Genomic DNA, 13,355 nt, shown 5'->3' with positions numbered 1-13,355 from the left:
ATTGTCCGACGTCCCGCCCAGGTCGGAGGCAACTGCGACGGGAACCACCGCCATGCGCTTCAATCTCTCTGAATGGGCACTGAGAAACCGACCACTGGTACTTTACGCCATGCTGATTCTCGGCCTGATGGGTGCCCTCTCCTACACACAGCTGGGCCAGAGCGAAGACCCGCCTTTCACCTTCAAGGTCATGGTGGTCAATACGCTGTGGCCGGGCGCCAGCGCTGTGGAAGTATCCCGCCAAGTCACCGAGCGCATCGAGAAAAAACTGATGGAGACCGGTGATTACGAGCGCATCACCTCCTTCTCCCGCCCGGGCCAATCCCAAGTTTTGTTCGTCGCCCGCGACGATATGCGCTCCAGTGAAATTCCCGATCTCTGGTATCAGGTACGGAAAAAAGTCGGCGATATCCGCCACACCCTGCCGCCGGATATCAGCGGCCCTTTTTTCAATGACGAGTTCGGCACCACTTTCGGCAATATCTACGCGCTGACCGGCTCCGACTTTGATTACGCACTGAAAAAAGACTACGCCGAACGCTTACAGCTGGCCCTGCAGCGAGTGAAGGACGTGGGAAAAGTGGAGTTGATCGGCCTACAGGATGAAAAAATCTGGATAGAAATCTCCAACACTAAACTCGCCGCCCTCGGAATCCCTCTTTCCGCAGTACAAAATGCCCTACAAGCACAAAACACAGTGGCAGATGCGGGTTTTGTGGACACCAGCAGCGAACGGATTCGCATCCGTATCAGCGGCCAATTCAACTCGGTAGAGGAGATCCGCCGCTTTCCAATCAGCGCAGGTGGCCGCACCCAGATGCTCGGAGATATCGCGCAAGTGAGGCGCGGTTTCAGTGATCCACCGCAACCGCGCATGCGCTTTATGGGCGAGGATGCCATCGGCATCGCAGTATCCATGAAGACCGGCGGAGATATCCTCAAGCTGGGTGAAAATCTCGACGCCGCCTTCACCGAGCTGCAGCGGGATCTACCGCTAGGGCTGGAGCTGCACAAGGTCTCGGACCAGCCGGCGGCGGTCAAACGCAGCGTGGGTGAATTTGTACGGGTGTTGCTGGAGGCACTGGCGATAGTGCTGCTGGTCAGTTTTTTCTCCCTCGGTACGCGCACGGGCTTAGTGGTGGCGCTCTCGATCCCCCTGGTGTTGGCAATGACATTCGCGCTGATGAATTATTTCGGCATAGGTCTGCACAAAATCTCCCTGGGATCACTGGTTCTGGCACTGGGATTAATGGTGGACGACGCCATCATCGCGGTGGAAATGATGGCAATCAAAATGGAGCAAGGCCTTTCCAGACTAAAAGCCGCCGGCTTCGCCTGGACCAGCACCGCCTTCCCGATGCTGACCGGGACGCTGATCACCGCCGCCGGTTTTCTGCCGATTGCCACCGCACAATCAAGCACTGGTGAATACACCCGTTCCATTTTTCAGGTGGTTACTCTGTCTTTGTTGGCCTCCTGGGTGGCCGCAGTGGTCTTTGTGCCCTTCCTCGGCGATAAATTGCTCCCCAATCTCGTCAGGAGAGATAGCAGCGGGCAGGTACAAGATCCTTACGCGAAACCTTTTTATCTGCGCTTCCGCAAACTAGTGACCTGGTGCCTGCGCTACCGGAAAACCGTCATATTTTTAACCCTGGCAATTTTCGCCGCGTCAGTCGTGCTATTTCGCCTGGTACCACAGCAATTTTTCCCCGCCTCCGCTCGCCTCGAACTGATGGTGGATCTGAAGCTCGCCGAGGGCGCCTCGCTGCAGTCCACCGAATATCAGGCACGACGTCTGGAAAAAATGCTCGCGCAAAACGCTCTGATCGAAAATTACGTGGCCTATGTGGGGACAGGATCGCCGCGCTTCTACCTACCGCTAGACCAACAGCTGCCAGCGGCAAGTTTCGCGCAGTTTGTGGTGCTGACCCGCTCGATCGAAGAACGGGAAGCCGTGCGCAGCTGGCTGATCGATACCCTGCGCGAACAATTTCCCACCCTTCGCTCGCGGGTATCAAGATTGGAAAACGGTCCTCCAGTAGGTTATCCGGTACAGTTCCGCGTGTCTGGAGAGCATATTCCACGGGTGCGCGAAATCGCCCGTGCGGTAGCGGACAAGCTGCGGGAAAACCCAGCGGTAACCAATGTCCACCTGGACTGGGAAGAACCGAACAAGTCGATACAACTAAACATCGATCAGGCCCGCGCGCGTACTTTGGGCGTCAGCTCCGCCGACCTGTCCCGCGCTCTGCAGAGCTCGCTCACTGGTATTCCCGTCAGCCAGTACCGGGAAGACAACGAACTGATCGATGTGCAGGTGCGCGGCGATGACCAAAACCGTCACGCTCTCGGTCAAATAGGCAATCTGGCGGTACAGACTGACAGCGGAAACTCAGTGCCCTTGAATCAACTTGCGGACCTGGAATACGGCTTTGAAGAGGGCATTATCTGGCACCGCAACCGGCTTCCAACAGTGACCGTGCGCGCAGATATCTACACTGATACACAGCCGGCGACAGTGGTTAAAGAGGTCTGGCCGCGCCTCGCGGATATCCGCGCACAGCTGCCGCCCGGTTATCTGCTGGAAATCGGCGGCAGCGTAGAGGAATCCGCACGGGGCCAGAAATCCGTCAACGCCGGTATGCCGCTGTTTCTACTGGTGGTATTTACCCTGTTGATGCTGCAACTGCGCAGCTTTTCCCTGTCCACCATGGTGTTCCTGACTGCGCCCCTGGGCATTATCGGCGTCACCCTGTTTCTACTGCTGTTCGGCCAGCCATTCGGCTTTGTCGCCATGCTCGGTACCATCGCCCTGGCGGGCATGATTATGCGCAACTCGGTAATACTGATCGACCAAATTCAGCAGGATATCGCACAGGGCCTGACGCCCTGGGATGCCATTGTCGAATCCACCGTGCGCCGCTTCCGCCCGATCGTGCTGACTGCACTGACCGCGGTACTGGCGATGATCCCACTGTCGCGCAGCGACTTCTTCGGACCCATGGCGGTAGCGATTATGGGCGGTCTGATCGTGGCCACGGCGTTGACGCTACTGTTTCTTCCGGCACTCTACGCAGCCTGGTACCGAGTGCGGGAGGGAGAAACGGCCGCAGGGCGGCGCCGCTGCTCACTTCTTCCAGCGCTGAACCGCTGGATCAAAACGGAGGAAGACTTGTAGCGGGGGTGTGCGCCGGGGAAAACATTCCATTGTCTGAGTGCCCTGGAAGCAATGGACCTGCACAGGTGAATAAAAGAGACGCCTTAACCGGGCTTTCTTTTGAGGAGCGCCATCAGCTGATCCGGCCGATCCGTCACCAGACCATCCAGCCCCAGGTCAATATAACGCCGCATGTCCGCCTCTTCGTTCACCGTCCAGGCGGACATGTGCAATTTCAGCTTTCGCGCCGCGCGCATCAGCCGCGGGGAGAAAACCGGTATTCCCCAGTAGCGCATCGGCAATTGCATCGTCTGATAGGCGGGCCGCAGCAACGATTCAGCATGCAACAATTGGGCGACGAAGAAGCCCATGGCTTCCAGCCTCGTCGCCCCCGTCGCCACTTCCGGGCACAGGCGGCGGAAATGACGAATCACCCCCTGGTGGAAAGAAGAGACTATCACCTGAGAACCCTTGCCCGAACGGCGCAGACTCTCGCACATGGCTTCGGCCGCACGTCGGTCGTTGTTTTTCAGTTCGATGATCATCGGCGTACCGGGCAGTGCGGCGAAGGCCTCGTCGATAGTCGCAATGCGCAGGGGCTGATCTCGGTAGGGATAAACCTCACCATCCTGGCTCCAGTTGTAGCCCATATTCAGCTGGCGCAGCTCTTCCAGTGTGCTGGCGCCCACCGCTCCCCGTCCATCACTGGTGCGCTCCAGGCGGCTATCGTGGATCAAAACCAGATGACCGTCGGCGGTGAGATTCAAATCTATTTCCAGCGCATCCACACCCAGCGCCACCATTTTTTTCAGGTAAAAAAGCGTGTTGCCGGGATAAAGCCCCCGCCCCCTTTCATCGCCGTGGGCGATTACCAGCGGGCCCTTCTTTTTAGGCAGATCGAGCGCCGATGACGGCGCAGCGTGCGATCTGGCGTAGAGCCAGAGTATCAACAGGGCAATGCAAAAGAGTGACAACCAAAACATCAATCACCGGATAGGATTTAAAGGCTAAGGAACCTCTGATTAATTCACTTCCTGACGTAAAAACTCTTTGAAGCCAGATGAGAAGCTCAGGTGATAGGCTGGCCATTTCGAAACCGTCGGATACAAGGAGGTATCCGTCGGAGCTACAGGGAAGTACTCGTGCGTTTTCGAAATGGCCATCCTATTGCCTGAGCGCCCCGGAACCTACCATAGTGTTCACGCGAATTAATCAGAAGTTCCCTAGCAAGTGTCTCAGGGTAAAATTTGTTCCAAATGTTCGAGATCATTGACCACCTGCCAGCTGCCGCCGCTCTCCTCAACACGGCGCTGCCATTCCTGCAGCCGCCACAAATATTCATTGGGATCGATATTGTCGCTGCGCAGTTTGGTCACGTTCAGGGCCACCAGGCTGAAGCCGTCCAGAGTGAGCGGCAGATCGCGGTTATAGCCTTCCGGGATCTCCTCCTTTAAGTCGGAAAAGATCAGTATCACCTTGCGCCCGGGCTGCTTTTCATTGAGAAATTCCACAGCCTGCAGCAGACCGCCGGTAATATCGGTATAAGCAGCGGGCCGCGCCTCGTCGACGAAGCGCTGTATCGCCTGCTGGAAGACCCGTTTCTGTTTGTTGGCGACACTGGGTCTGTCGTCGAAGGTAACCTTGGCCTTGATATTCTTTTCGCTGAAACTGCCGCTGTTGATACTGGCCACCACGAAAGTATCGCCGGGGCGCATCTTTGCCAGGGTGTAATTAATCACCTGCTGCGCCTTGCCCAACTCCTCGGTATAAGTGCCCGAGGTATCGATCAGCATATAGACACCCTGGTTGTGCACCATCGGTTCCCCGCACCCAGTCAGAAGCAGAAGGGTCGCAGCGACGATCAGGTACTTCATCAGGCTTCCTCCGCGCTTGCCGCGGCGGCCGAGCTGGCTCGCCGGTTCAGGTACAGGCTCTCCAGCCACAGCGGTAGAAAAATCACAATATCGTAAAGATGCACCAGCAGAGAACCAGAACGCAGCGCCGCGATACCACCGAGGCGCAGCAGTACCGAGAGCGCTCGCAGGAAGAAGACCGCCAGCAATCCGATAACCGTGCGGGCAGAGGCAATAAAATTTTCCAGAGGTATGGCGACAAAGGTCAGCGCAAACGGCAAGATAAAGCCCATACCCATCTGTGCCGCGGTGGTAATCCAATAGATGCCACCGCTGACTGTCTCCACCTCGGCGCCGCGCAACTGCGCGCTGACAGCCAGATCCTCCTGCATCAGAATCTCGCGCATAAAGGCCAAGCCCGCTTCCACGCAGGCGAGGAAAAACAAGAGCCCAAAGGCCGCCCACAACATCCGTGTGCGCAATTTGTCACTCAGGGCGCCAATGACCGGGAACAATCGCGTGATACGCAGGCACTCCATCAAAAAGAGACCCAAGGTAATCTCCACCAGAATAATCACTAATGCGGAAATATCCGCCACCTTAAAATTGCCGATATAACTGGTGCCTCCGACCATTTCCATCATCGGCCGCGCGATCAGATGAAAGTTGATCAAAGCACCGCCGACGGCAATCGCCAATACAAAAGCCGAGATGAAAAATTGACTCAAGGAAGAGGAGGACAACATGCGCAACGCGCGGTCGCTGCCCTGCTGTATTTCCTCGTAGCGCGCCATATGGCCGTCGATCGCCTTGGCGCGGCGAATTACGGAGTCGACGCTTTTGTTGACCTGTCCCAGGGTGGAAAGCATAGAGCGCCAACTGGGCATCATGCGCTTGAGCAGCTGATGGCGCTCGCGGGCGGACTCCCGGTAGGCCTCCAGGGCCTTGGATTCCGCCTTGCGCATGGAGTGGTGAATCGTCTCCAGCACATCGCCCACCACCGGGTCACTCTTGGCGGGGATCTCCGCCACCGCCTTGATCGCCTTAGCCCAGTTGGTGGGCTCTGGCGGCACTTCGGCGCTGCGCACATAATCTTCGTCGATGGCCGTCAGCTGCTCACAGAGCTTGCGGTGCAGAACTGGATACTGCGCCAGCTCCTTTTTCATCGTCGCCTCTATGCGGTCGAACTCCCGCTCCACATGGCGCTCCGCCGCCTCGCGGCCAGCGGCCAGCAGCACCTCCCGATTGCGCTTCTGCAAGCGCTGCCCGCTATTGGCCACGGCCCGGGCCCCCAGGCGCAGGGATTGGTGAAAAAAGCGCGCCAGTGCGAAGATACCCTGGTGCACAGGTTTGCGAGCAACAAACAGTGCCGAAAGCGCCAGTACAAACCATAGCCAGAGCGGCAGGCTTTCCAGAAGTTCAGTCATGATTTTGCCTCCTCAAGAAGGTCTAGTCGGACTCCATCCTAGCAGCAGATGGCAACACAAGCGCTCAGAAATTCCTATTTCACATAGGAGGGCTTAGCACAAAGGCCCTGATCGAACACAAATCAATCAATATACCGGTAAAAACGAACTATTATCCGAGCCACCAAGATAAAGATGGCCGAAGAAAACGCAATAAAACTGACGTTTTTTCCTCAGAAAAGTTTAAAAAAGACCGTAACCGGCGGAATAGTCCCATTTCAGGTAAATTCAAGAGGGCTCTAATTATTCTGCAACACCCATTAATGGCTAGTGGCCATACGTACCCGCCTAAAGGCTAATTTGCCCCATGATGACAATCAAAGCGATCACACCCTGCAAGCGGCTTCTCGAAAAAACCAAACCGATCTGCCTTGATTGTGATCGCCCTGCCCCCCAGCGGCATTACTGAGGTAGATTCTCCTTCACTAGACAAAATCTCTCAATCGATCAATTGTTGCGGCCCCCGGATTTGAGACAGCCCGGACCCAGCAGCTTAATCTGTCATCCCAGGAGGATGATAGCAATGAGTGAGAGCAAAGAACGTAAGGTACACAAGCCGGAGCTCAAGGCCATAGTGGACTTGGAGGCGGTACGCGGCGTAAAGACGATCAGTGAGATCATGCAGTCGTATGGGTTGCATCCGGTGCTGGTTGAGCAATGGAAGAAAGAGATAATTGCTAGCCCCAGTGCGCTGTTCGAGACCAAGCGCGACCCCAAGCCAGCCAAGAACAACAAAGCAGAAGAAGAGCGTCTGTAAAGCGAGATCGGGCACCTGAAAATGGAAGCAGACCGGCTCAAAAAAATTAGAGGAGTCAGCCGTGAAGAGAGGATGCCTGGATAGACAGCACAGATACACTGCCTCTGTGACCTGCCCCCAGTTTATCCGGCACACCTCCGCTAGCCTACTGATTCAGGAGAATGCGAGCCCTTCCGTCCGGGTAAACCTGGAACATTGGCTGAATCGGCTGGCGCCCGAGGACCACAATCCCTATCCCCACACACGGGATGTATCTTGAAACTTGGCTTCAAACGAGCCCCATTTCGAATAGACGATCAGCGGTATCCCGTATGGTTTGATGTACTGAGCGCGTCTCCCAACCCAGCAATCCCTTGGCGCGGCTACTATCTATACATTTTTTCTTCCCTGCTTCCGAAGCCGTATCTTTTAATGATTCGGAAAAAATAGCCATTATTTTTAAAAGCCAGTTAGGCAGCTGGCGATAGGGTACTTTTGAGGCCTGCGCGCCGATCTCCCGGTAGAGTATGGTTGCCAATTCAATCAGTGGGATACCGGTATTCGCTGATGCGATAAAACGCTTATTAGCAGCGACAGTGGACTCCATTACTAGAAGATGGAGTACAGCAAGATCCCGTACATCAACTACGCCGATATGGATTTTGGGGATAGCTTTCACTCTACCTTTGATTAACATCTGAATAAGCATGATTGAGCTAGAAAGCCGTTTTCCAAGTGGAGGCCCGAAAACACCGACCGGGTTAATCACGGAAATTTCTAAGTCACCTCCACTACTGTTAATGTACTCCCATGCTCGTTTTTCCGACAGAGTTTTAGAACGGATGTATGGGCTTAACTTGCTATTATCTAAGTTAGTCCAGTCGTTCTCGGAATAAAGATCCTTTCCTTTGGGGTGACCGTATCCGATTGCACCAAAAGAAGATGTGAGAACCACGCGCTTAACGGACGCAGCCTGCGCATACTTGAGTAATCGCAAGGTCCCATTACACGCTGTTCCAATAATTTCTTCTTTGTCTACAGACTTTGAAGGGAAGGGGGAAGCAACATGTAATACATAAGTAACGCCATCAAGCGCTTTCTGCCACCCCTTGTCATATCTGAGATCAGCGAAATGAAAAGAGAGCTTTGAGAGGTCTGAAATTCCTGCAGCAATGAGCATCCCTCGTATATATTCGACTCCGGATCGATCTCTGAATGTGACGCGGACACGATAATTATTCTTAAGTAGCTCTACAACGCAATAACTGGCAATGAATCCCGTTCCCCCAGTTACAAGAACATCCCTCATTTTTTTTCTCCTGGGGTTCTACAACAGACTTTGATACAACGAAACATTTGATTAAGAAAAACCTCTTTGGAGGTGTATTGCTCTTTCCATGAAAGGCCACAGACAAAAATCGTGTTAGCAATTTCTTTAGAAGAACAGCTTCCGTAAGCATGAGCAGGTAACCCTTCATTAATGGCATCAGCAAGTTGTTGTTGGAAGGCGTGTTTAAAATGATCTACATCTTTCACGGAGATATTGTTTGCTGTGAAAATCACATCCCAGGTACCACCGTGAAACGTTTCATAATGACGCCCAAACCACGCATCTACCGCGTTAAGTAAGCGCTTTTCAAGGCATATATCGCGATTTGCCAGTGCCCGGTCAACAAGTTTCAAACCTAGATCCAAGTAGTGCGTAGCTGCCTCAACAAAGAGCGCTTCTTTGCTCGGGAAGTACAGATATAGCCCCTGTTTAGATAAGCCAGCGGCTTTGGCCAGATCCATCATGGTTGCTTTTTTAAACCCTAGCTTCCCGAATACCTTGATCGATTGTTCCAATATCTGATTCTTCACTCCACTTCCCAGCATCGTCTTCATATCATGTTTACCAATTATGCCTAAATGGTAAACCTAGTCAACACTTCAGGAGAATTATATGCGTGAGGGAAATGCGCATGCCTGGACATGTGTGTGGAAAATACGCAAGGTCATTGATTGCTATACGCATATTGCGCTGCAGTGCCATCACATAGAGGCTATTCCCGATATATCGTTAGGTTGACTATGTTCGAAAGCCGGATGGGAAGACATTGGGAACAACTTGGGCTGCAAGACAAACCGCAAGGTGTCTGTCATGCTTCGCTCGAAACAGGGAGCCAATATGTGAGCGTCTTTACCAACGACAATTGTGGTGGTACCGGATGACACTACGTGTTAGTCGTCGAGCGGGAGAGCGTGAAAACCTCGTAGCCCGACATTTTCACACAGCGCGAAATTGTGGTGCCAGCTGCGTCTGAAAATGGTCGACAAGGAAGTCAATGAAGACGCGGGTCTTGGATGGCAGCAGTTTTTGGCCGGAGTAATAGACCACTACCGCCCCCAGATCGACATGCCAGTCCGGCAACAGCCTCACCAACTCCCCTCGCTGAAGCCAGGGGTAGGCGCAGTCCACCGGCGCCAGAGTAACCCCGAGGCCCATGACAGCACAGCGACAGATGGCTTCTGGGTCATTCATGATCACAGAGGGCTTGAGACTGACATCGCAAGTAGTTCCGTCGCTGTGCTGCAGAATCCAGCTGCGCAGTCGGCCGCTCTGGGTAGAGCGCACGACGATTCCGTCCAGGCCCGCCAAGTCATCCGGGCCCCGGGGCGCAGGGTTCGCTTTCAGGAAGGCGGGCGAGGCGACGGCCACTAGGTGCAACTTGCACAGCTCCCGCGCCACCACGCCCGGCACCAGTTCAACAGCGCCACTAATGGCGGCATCGAATCCCTCTGCAACCAGGTCGACGCGACGATTCTCGAAATGCCAGTCGGGTACGACTTCCGGGTAGCGCTGTTTGAAGTCGGCCAGCAGGGGCAGCACATAGGTCATGCCGAAAGAGGGGGACAGACTGACCCGCAGTCGGCCAGCGGGTACTTGTCGCGCCTCATCGATGCGGGCAATGGCGGCCTGGATATTGTCCAGGCTGTCGGCCACCTCGGCGTAAAAGCGCTCTCCGGCCTCAGTTAGGGTCAGGCGCCTGGTACTGCGATGGAACAGGCGAGTGCCGAGATTACTCTCCAGTCGAGCCACATTCTTGCTCACCGCTGCAGCGGAGATTCCGAGACGCCTGGCGGCCTCCGAAAAGTTCAGCGCTTCTGCCGCACGCACGAAAGAAGTCAGGTTTCCCAAGGTCTCCACGGCAATTCCTGTTCCATTTGGTTGAAGCTAATACTACTGATTGGGGACTTATGCATCCAATCCATGAACCCTATAGTTCGCAGTGTAGGTTCTAAATGACCTTGGCTGGAAATGTAACTGACACTCCAGTTTGCGATTGCGGTTGCTCCGGGTAGCCGTCCTCTTACACCAATCGTGACCGCCGAATGCACACTACAGCACTTAATCATACAAGATGGGCAAAGACGCGATGAAGATCCAAGACACCCGCAGCACCAAAGTGCAGTTGCTCGAGCGTCTGGGTGCCACCGGTACTGAGAGCGTGCAGACACTGTTCGCAAAAAACATCGGTTGGTTTGTGCCCGACTCCATGGCGCTGTCGTGGGTAGGTCCGCGTACGAAATGCAACCAAGTCGCCGCCTTTTTTCATTAAATGTGGCCGCATTTTGAGCCCGGCAAGAGTGAGGTCAGGGTAGACAAGGTACTGGTTAAAGGCGAAGGCGCGGTAATTATCGGGCATTTCACCCAGCTAGTGACCCGCACCGGCAAAAAGCTGTCGACGCTGCTGGTGATGCATCTGAGGATACAGGAGGGAGAGGTCATCTGCCTGCATCTGTACGAGGACACTCTGGAGATTGCGCGCACATTCGATATGGGTGCCCGAGGCCCCCAATAAAGCCAATTCATAATTGGAGAATCGTCATGACTAAAAGACTTGAAGGTAAAGTCGCACTGATTACCGGCGGCACCACGGGTATTGGCCGAGCCACCGCACATGAGTTCGCGGCACAGGGCGCAACGGTGTTTATTATCGGGCGCCGCCAGGCAGAGCTGGAAGAGGCAGTGGCTTTAGCTGGCCCAGGCACCATCGGCATTCGCGGCGATATTTCCAAAATGGAAGACTTGGATCGCATCTACGAATCGATAGCAGAAAAAGCCGGTCACCTGGATATCGTTTTCGCCAATGCCGGGGGCGGTGATTTCCTGCCCATGGGTGCCATCACGGAGGAACAGTTCGACCGTATTTTCGGTATTAATGTCAAAGGGATGCTGTTCACGGTTCAGAAGGCACTGCCTCTGTTGCGTACGGGCGCCTCGGTCATTCTGACCGGATCCACCGCTGCCAGTGGCGGCACTGAAAACTTTAGTGTCTACGCGGCCAGCAAGGCAGCGGTACGTAGCTTCGCCCGCAACTGGATACTGGATCTGAAACCGCGTGGTATTCGCGTCAATACCCTAAGTCCTGGCCCGGTGGAAACACCTGGGCTGACTGGTCTTGTACCCACTGAGCACACGAAGGGGTTTCTGGACGGCTTTGCCGATATGGTGCCACTGGGCCGCGTGGGCCAACCGAACGAAATCGCCAAGGCGGCGTTGTTCCTGGCCTCGGATGACAGCAGTTTCGTCAACGGCATCGAGCTATTTGCCGACGGAGGCCTGGCCCAGATCTAAATTCTGGATGCGGGCAGCGCCAGTTTGTACGTTGCCCCACTGCTGCAAACCTGCGCCACCAATGAATAGCTATCTCACAGGTGGAAGCGCAGTCAATTGGCTGCCCTCCCGTTCTTTCGAAGGCGTTTCCACTTTTAGCTCAACTACGCGCCGCAGTGCTCTGCTGCTCGCACTTTGTGTGTGTGGCTTTGTCGTTACCCTGACCTACACAGCGATCGGAGTTGCCCTGCCCGAGATATCTACCGAGTTAGGTGCAGAGCGCGTTGCCGCCACCTGGGTGATCAACACCTTTATATTGGTGTTTGACTCCTGCGTGGTGGCAGCCGGAACGGCATGTGCCTTGGTATTCGTCCGAAAAATAGGTGTAAATGTGCTCTTGGGGCCTGATGTGCTCGCAATTTACAGCAGTACCTTTCAGTGGACTTTTCTTACCCTGGCTGCCGTGGTTACTCCTGTGCTCTAGCAATTTCAAAAGCACTCACTTTTCAAGGTAAAAAATGGGGGCACTTCCAGTGCCAAAACTGACCAGAAATAGTGCTGTTGGCGCCGGACGATTGCAAAAGGTGGGCTTGTCGCCCGCAGAGTTTGGGTTTTCAAAAAGAGGCGCACCTCGTGCTGGAGGATATCGTATGAAGATCGGAGTAATTGGTGCCGCAACGGTCGGGTGGACGCTTGCAAAAAAGCTGGCTGGTAAAGGGCACGATGTGCAGATTGCCAATAGTCGAGGGGTCGAATCACTTGTACCAAGAATCGTCGATGCCGACGTGCCTCTGCAGCCTGTTTTACTGGAGGAAGCATTGAGCAATGACCTCGTCTTACTAGCGGTGCCGTGGGTCAAGATACGAGAGGTATTAGATCGGCAACTGGATTGGAATGGGCGGATCATCATAGACGCCACGAATATTTTCACCTCTTACGCGCCGGACTTCCAAGTCGATGACCTGGGAAACGATAGTGGTAGTGAAATAATAGCGCGCCTCACACCCGGTGCGCGCGTTGTTAAGGCATTTAATACTCTACCTATAGAGAAGATGTTCGCGCCATTGCCTGCAAGTGGATTAAAGCGGGTTTTATTTGTCGCCGGCAACAACGAACCCGCAGTGAAAGATGTAATGAATATCGTCAGAGATTGTGATCTCGATCCTGTCGCAATTGGATCTCTTGCTGTAGCTGGCCGACAAATGGAGCTTCATGGCGCACTTAACGGACTTGAACTGTTTTCCCCGTCCGATGATAACAAGGAAATGGTGTAGCGCGCCTTTGTTGCGCGCAACATGCCATTGTCATTTTTTAACTTAAAAGAAGTAATTTACCTTAAGGTTTATTTATATTAATCTTGGTGAAATCATCGCTAATGGAAATCACAAAACCGTAATTTAATTTCATCGAAAACCTACTGTCAGTGCAGAGGCGTAACGCAAAAACACCAAATATATAGACCTTGGATTCAAAATTCCTATTTTACCCCCCCTGAACAGATCGCAACTTACCACTATAATCACGGTAATTAATCAGAGATTTATTA

General features: G+C 54.0%; 12 protein-coding genes and 2 pseudogenes. 8 read left to right on the top strand and 6 right to left on the bottom strand.

What is annotated here, in order from left to right; all coding sequences use genetic code 11:
• The first annotated feature begins 1 nt into the window (after nt 1).
• Complete coding sequence (locus tag BM155_RS12920) at nt 2-3,178, top strand: efflux RND transporter permease subunit (RefSeq protein WP_302848369.1); 3,177 nt, start codon at nt 2-4, stop codon at nt 3,176-3,178.
• 83 nt (nt 3,179-3,261) lie between these two features.
• On the opposite strand, the gene BM155_RS12915 is transcribed toward BM155_RS12920, so the two are convergent.
• The 3 genes from BM155_RS12915 to BM155_RS12905 form a co-directional block, all read right to left on the bottom strand.
• Nucleotides 3,262-4,140: a glycerophosphodiester phosphodiesterase family protein gene (locus tag BM155_RS12915; protein WP_074903564.1), complete on the bottom strand. Its 879-nt coding sequence runs from the start codon at nt 4,138-4,140 to the stop codon at nt 3,262-3,264.
• Nucleotides 4,141-4,392: 252 nt separating this feature from the next.
• Entirely contained in the window at nt 4,393-5,031 is a 639-nt protein-coding gene (locus tag BM155_RS12910; RefSeq protein ID WP_074903562.1) for a vWA domain-containing protein, read from the bottom strand.
• Complete coding sequence (locus BM155_RS12905; RefSeq protein ID WP_067151664.1) at nt 5,031-6,437, bottom strand: hypothetical protein; 1,407 nt, start codon at nt 6,435-6,437, stop codon at nt 5,031-5,033. The genes BM155_RS12910 and BM155_RS12905 overlap by 1 nt, the downstream gene beginning before the upstream one ends.
• Before the next feature lie 562 nt (nt 6,438-6,999).
• Between BM155_RS12905 and BM155_RS12900 the strand changes: the two are divergent.
• Together BM155_RS12900 and BM155_RS16820 are read left to right on the top strand one after the other, a co-directional pair.
• Nucleotides 7,000-7,340: pseudogene (locus BM155_RS12900) on the top strand (transposase); the annotation flags it as partial.
• Nucleotides 7,310-7,477 (top strand): annotated as a pseudogene (locus BM155_RS16820) (YjbQ family protein); the annotation flags it as partial. The pseudogenes BM155_RS12900 and BM155_RS16820, both read left to right, overlap by 31 nt.
• Nucleotides 7,478-7,501: 24 nt before the next feature.
• Here BM155_RS16820 and BM155_RS12890 read toward each other — a convergent pair.
• The 3 genes from BM155_RS12890 to BM155_RS12880 all read right to left on the bottom strand — a co-directional run bounded on the left by BM155_RS12890 (nt 7,502) and on the right by BM155_RS12880 (nt 10,399).
• Nucleotides 7,502-8,521 (bottom strand): NAD-dependent epimerase/dehydratase family protein, encoded by a 1,020-nt coding sequence (locus BM155_RS12890; RefSeq protein ID WP_074903560.1) that lies wholly within the window; start codon nt 8,519-8,521, stop codon nt 7,502-7,504.
• Complete coding sequence (locus BM155_RS12885) at nt 8,518-9,096, bottom strand: TetR/AcrR family transcriptional regulator (protein ID WP_074903558.1); 579 nt, start codon at nt 9,094-9,096, stop codon at nt 8,518-8,520. Before BM155_RS12885 ends, BM155_RS12890 begins: the two co-directional genes overlap by 4 nt.
• Before the next feature lie 382 nt (nt 9,097-9,478).
• On the bottom strand, nt 9,479-10,399 hold the full coding sequence (locus BM155_RS12880; RefSeq protein WP_074903556.1) for a LysR family transcriptional regulator: 921 nt from the start codon (nt 10,397-10,399) through the stop codon (nt 9,479-9,481).
• Between the two features lie 229 nt (nt 10,400-10,628).
• Here BM155_RS12880 and BM155_RS16815 point away from each other — a divergent pair, with 229 nt between their 5' ends.
• From BM155_RS16815 to BM155_RS12860, 5 genes are all read left to right on the top strand, one after another.
• Entirely contained in the window at nt 10,629-10,811 is a 183-nt protein-coding gene (locus tag BM155_RS16815; protein ID WP_139223262.1) for a hypothetical protein, read from the top strand.
• Nucleotides 10,812-11,054, top strand: a complete 243-nt coding sequence (locus BM155_RS16810) for a nuclear transport factor 2 family protein (protein WP_083421189.1) — start codon at nt 10,812-10,814, stop codon at nt 11,052-11,054. It abuts the gene before it with no gap.
• A gap of 26 nt (nt 11,055-11,080) precedes the next feature.
• Nucleotides 11,081-11,830, top strand: a complete 750-nt coding sequence (locus BM155_RS12870; RefSeq protein ID WP_074903554.1) for an SDR family NAD(P)-dependent oxidoreductase — start codon at nt 11,081-11,083, stop codon at nt 11,828-11,830.
• 61 nt (nt 11,831-11,891) lie between these two features.
• The gene (locus tag BM155_RS12865) at nt 11,892-12,293 is read left to right on the top strand and encodes a hypothetical protein (RefSeq protein WP_074903552.1); all 402 of its coding nucleotides are present in this window, start codon (nt 11,892-11,894) and stop codon (nt 12,291-12,293) included.
• 49 nt (nt 12,294-12,342) lie between these two features.
• The gene (locus BM155_RS12860; RefSeq protein WP_175487798.1) at nt 12,343-13,083 is read left to right on the top strand and encodes an NADPH-dependent F420 reductase; all 741 of its coding nucleotides are present in this window, start codon (nt 12,343-12,345) and stop codon (nt 13,081-13,083) included.
• Nucleotides 13,084-13,355: the final 272 nt, after the last annotated feature.

The organism is Microbulbifer thermotolerans (genome assembly GCF_900112305.1).
Lineage (GTDB): Bacteria > Pseudomonadota > Gammaproteobacteria > Pseudomonadales > Cellvibrionaceae > Microbulbifer > Microbulbifer thermotolerans.
This window is presented reverse-complemented; position numbering and strand designations above follow the sequence as displayed.

Bases quoted from the DNA above. Each gene is read 5' to 3' on its own strand.
- BM155_RS12915 (WP_074903564.1), bottom strand. From the start codon at position 4,140: ATGTTTTGGTTGTCACTCTTTTGCATTGCCCTGTTGATACTCTGGCTC.
- BM155_RS12910 (WP_074903562.1), bottom strand. From the start codon at position 5,031: ATGAAGTACCTGATCGTCGCTGCGACCCTTCTGCTTCTGACTGGGTGC.
- BM155_RS12905 (WP_067151664.1), bottom strand. From the start codon at position 6,437: ATGACTGAACTTCTGGAAAGCCTGCCGCTCTGGCTATGGTTTGTACTG.
- BM155_RS12890 (WP_074903560.1), bottom strand. From the start codon at position 8,521: ATGAGGGATGTTCTTGTAACTGGGGGAACGGGATTCATTGCCAGTTAT.
- BM155_RS12885 (WP_074903558.1), bottom strand. From the start codon at position 9,096: ATGAAGACGATGCTGGGAAGTGGAGTGAAGAATCAGATATTGGAACAA.
- BM155_RS16815 (WP_139223262.1), top strand. From the start codon at position 10,629: ATGAAGATCCAAGACACCCGCAGCACCAAAGTGCAGTTGCTCGAGCGT.
- BM155_RS16810 (WP_083421189.1), top strand. From the start codon at position 10,812: ATGTGGCCGCATTTTGAGCCCGGCAAGAGTGAGGTCAGGGTAGACAAG.
- BM155_RS12870 (WP_074903554.1), top strand. From the start codon at position 11,081: ATGACTAAAAGACTTGAAGGTAAAGTCGCACTGATTACCGGCGGCACC.
- BM155_RS12865 (WP_074903552.1), top strand. From the start codon at position 11,892: ATGAATAGCTATCTCACAGGTGGAAGCGCAGTCAATTGGCTGCCCTCC.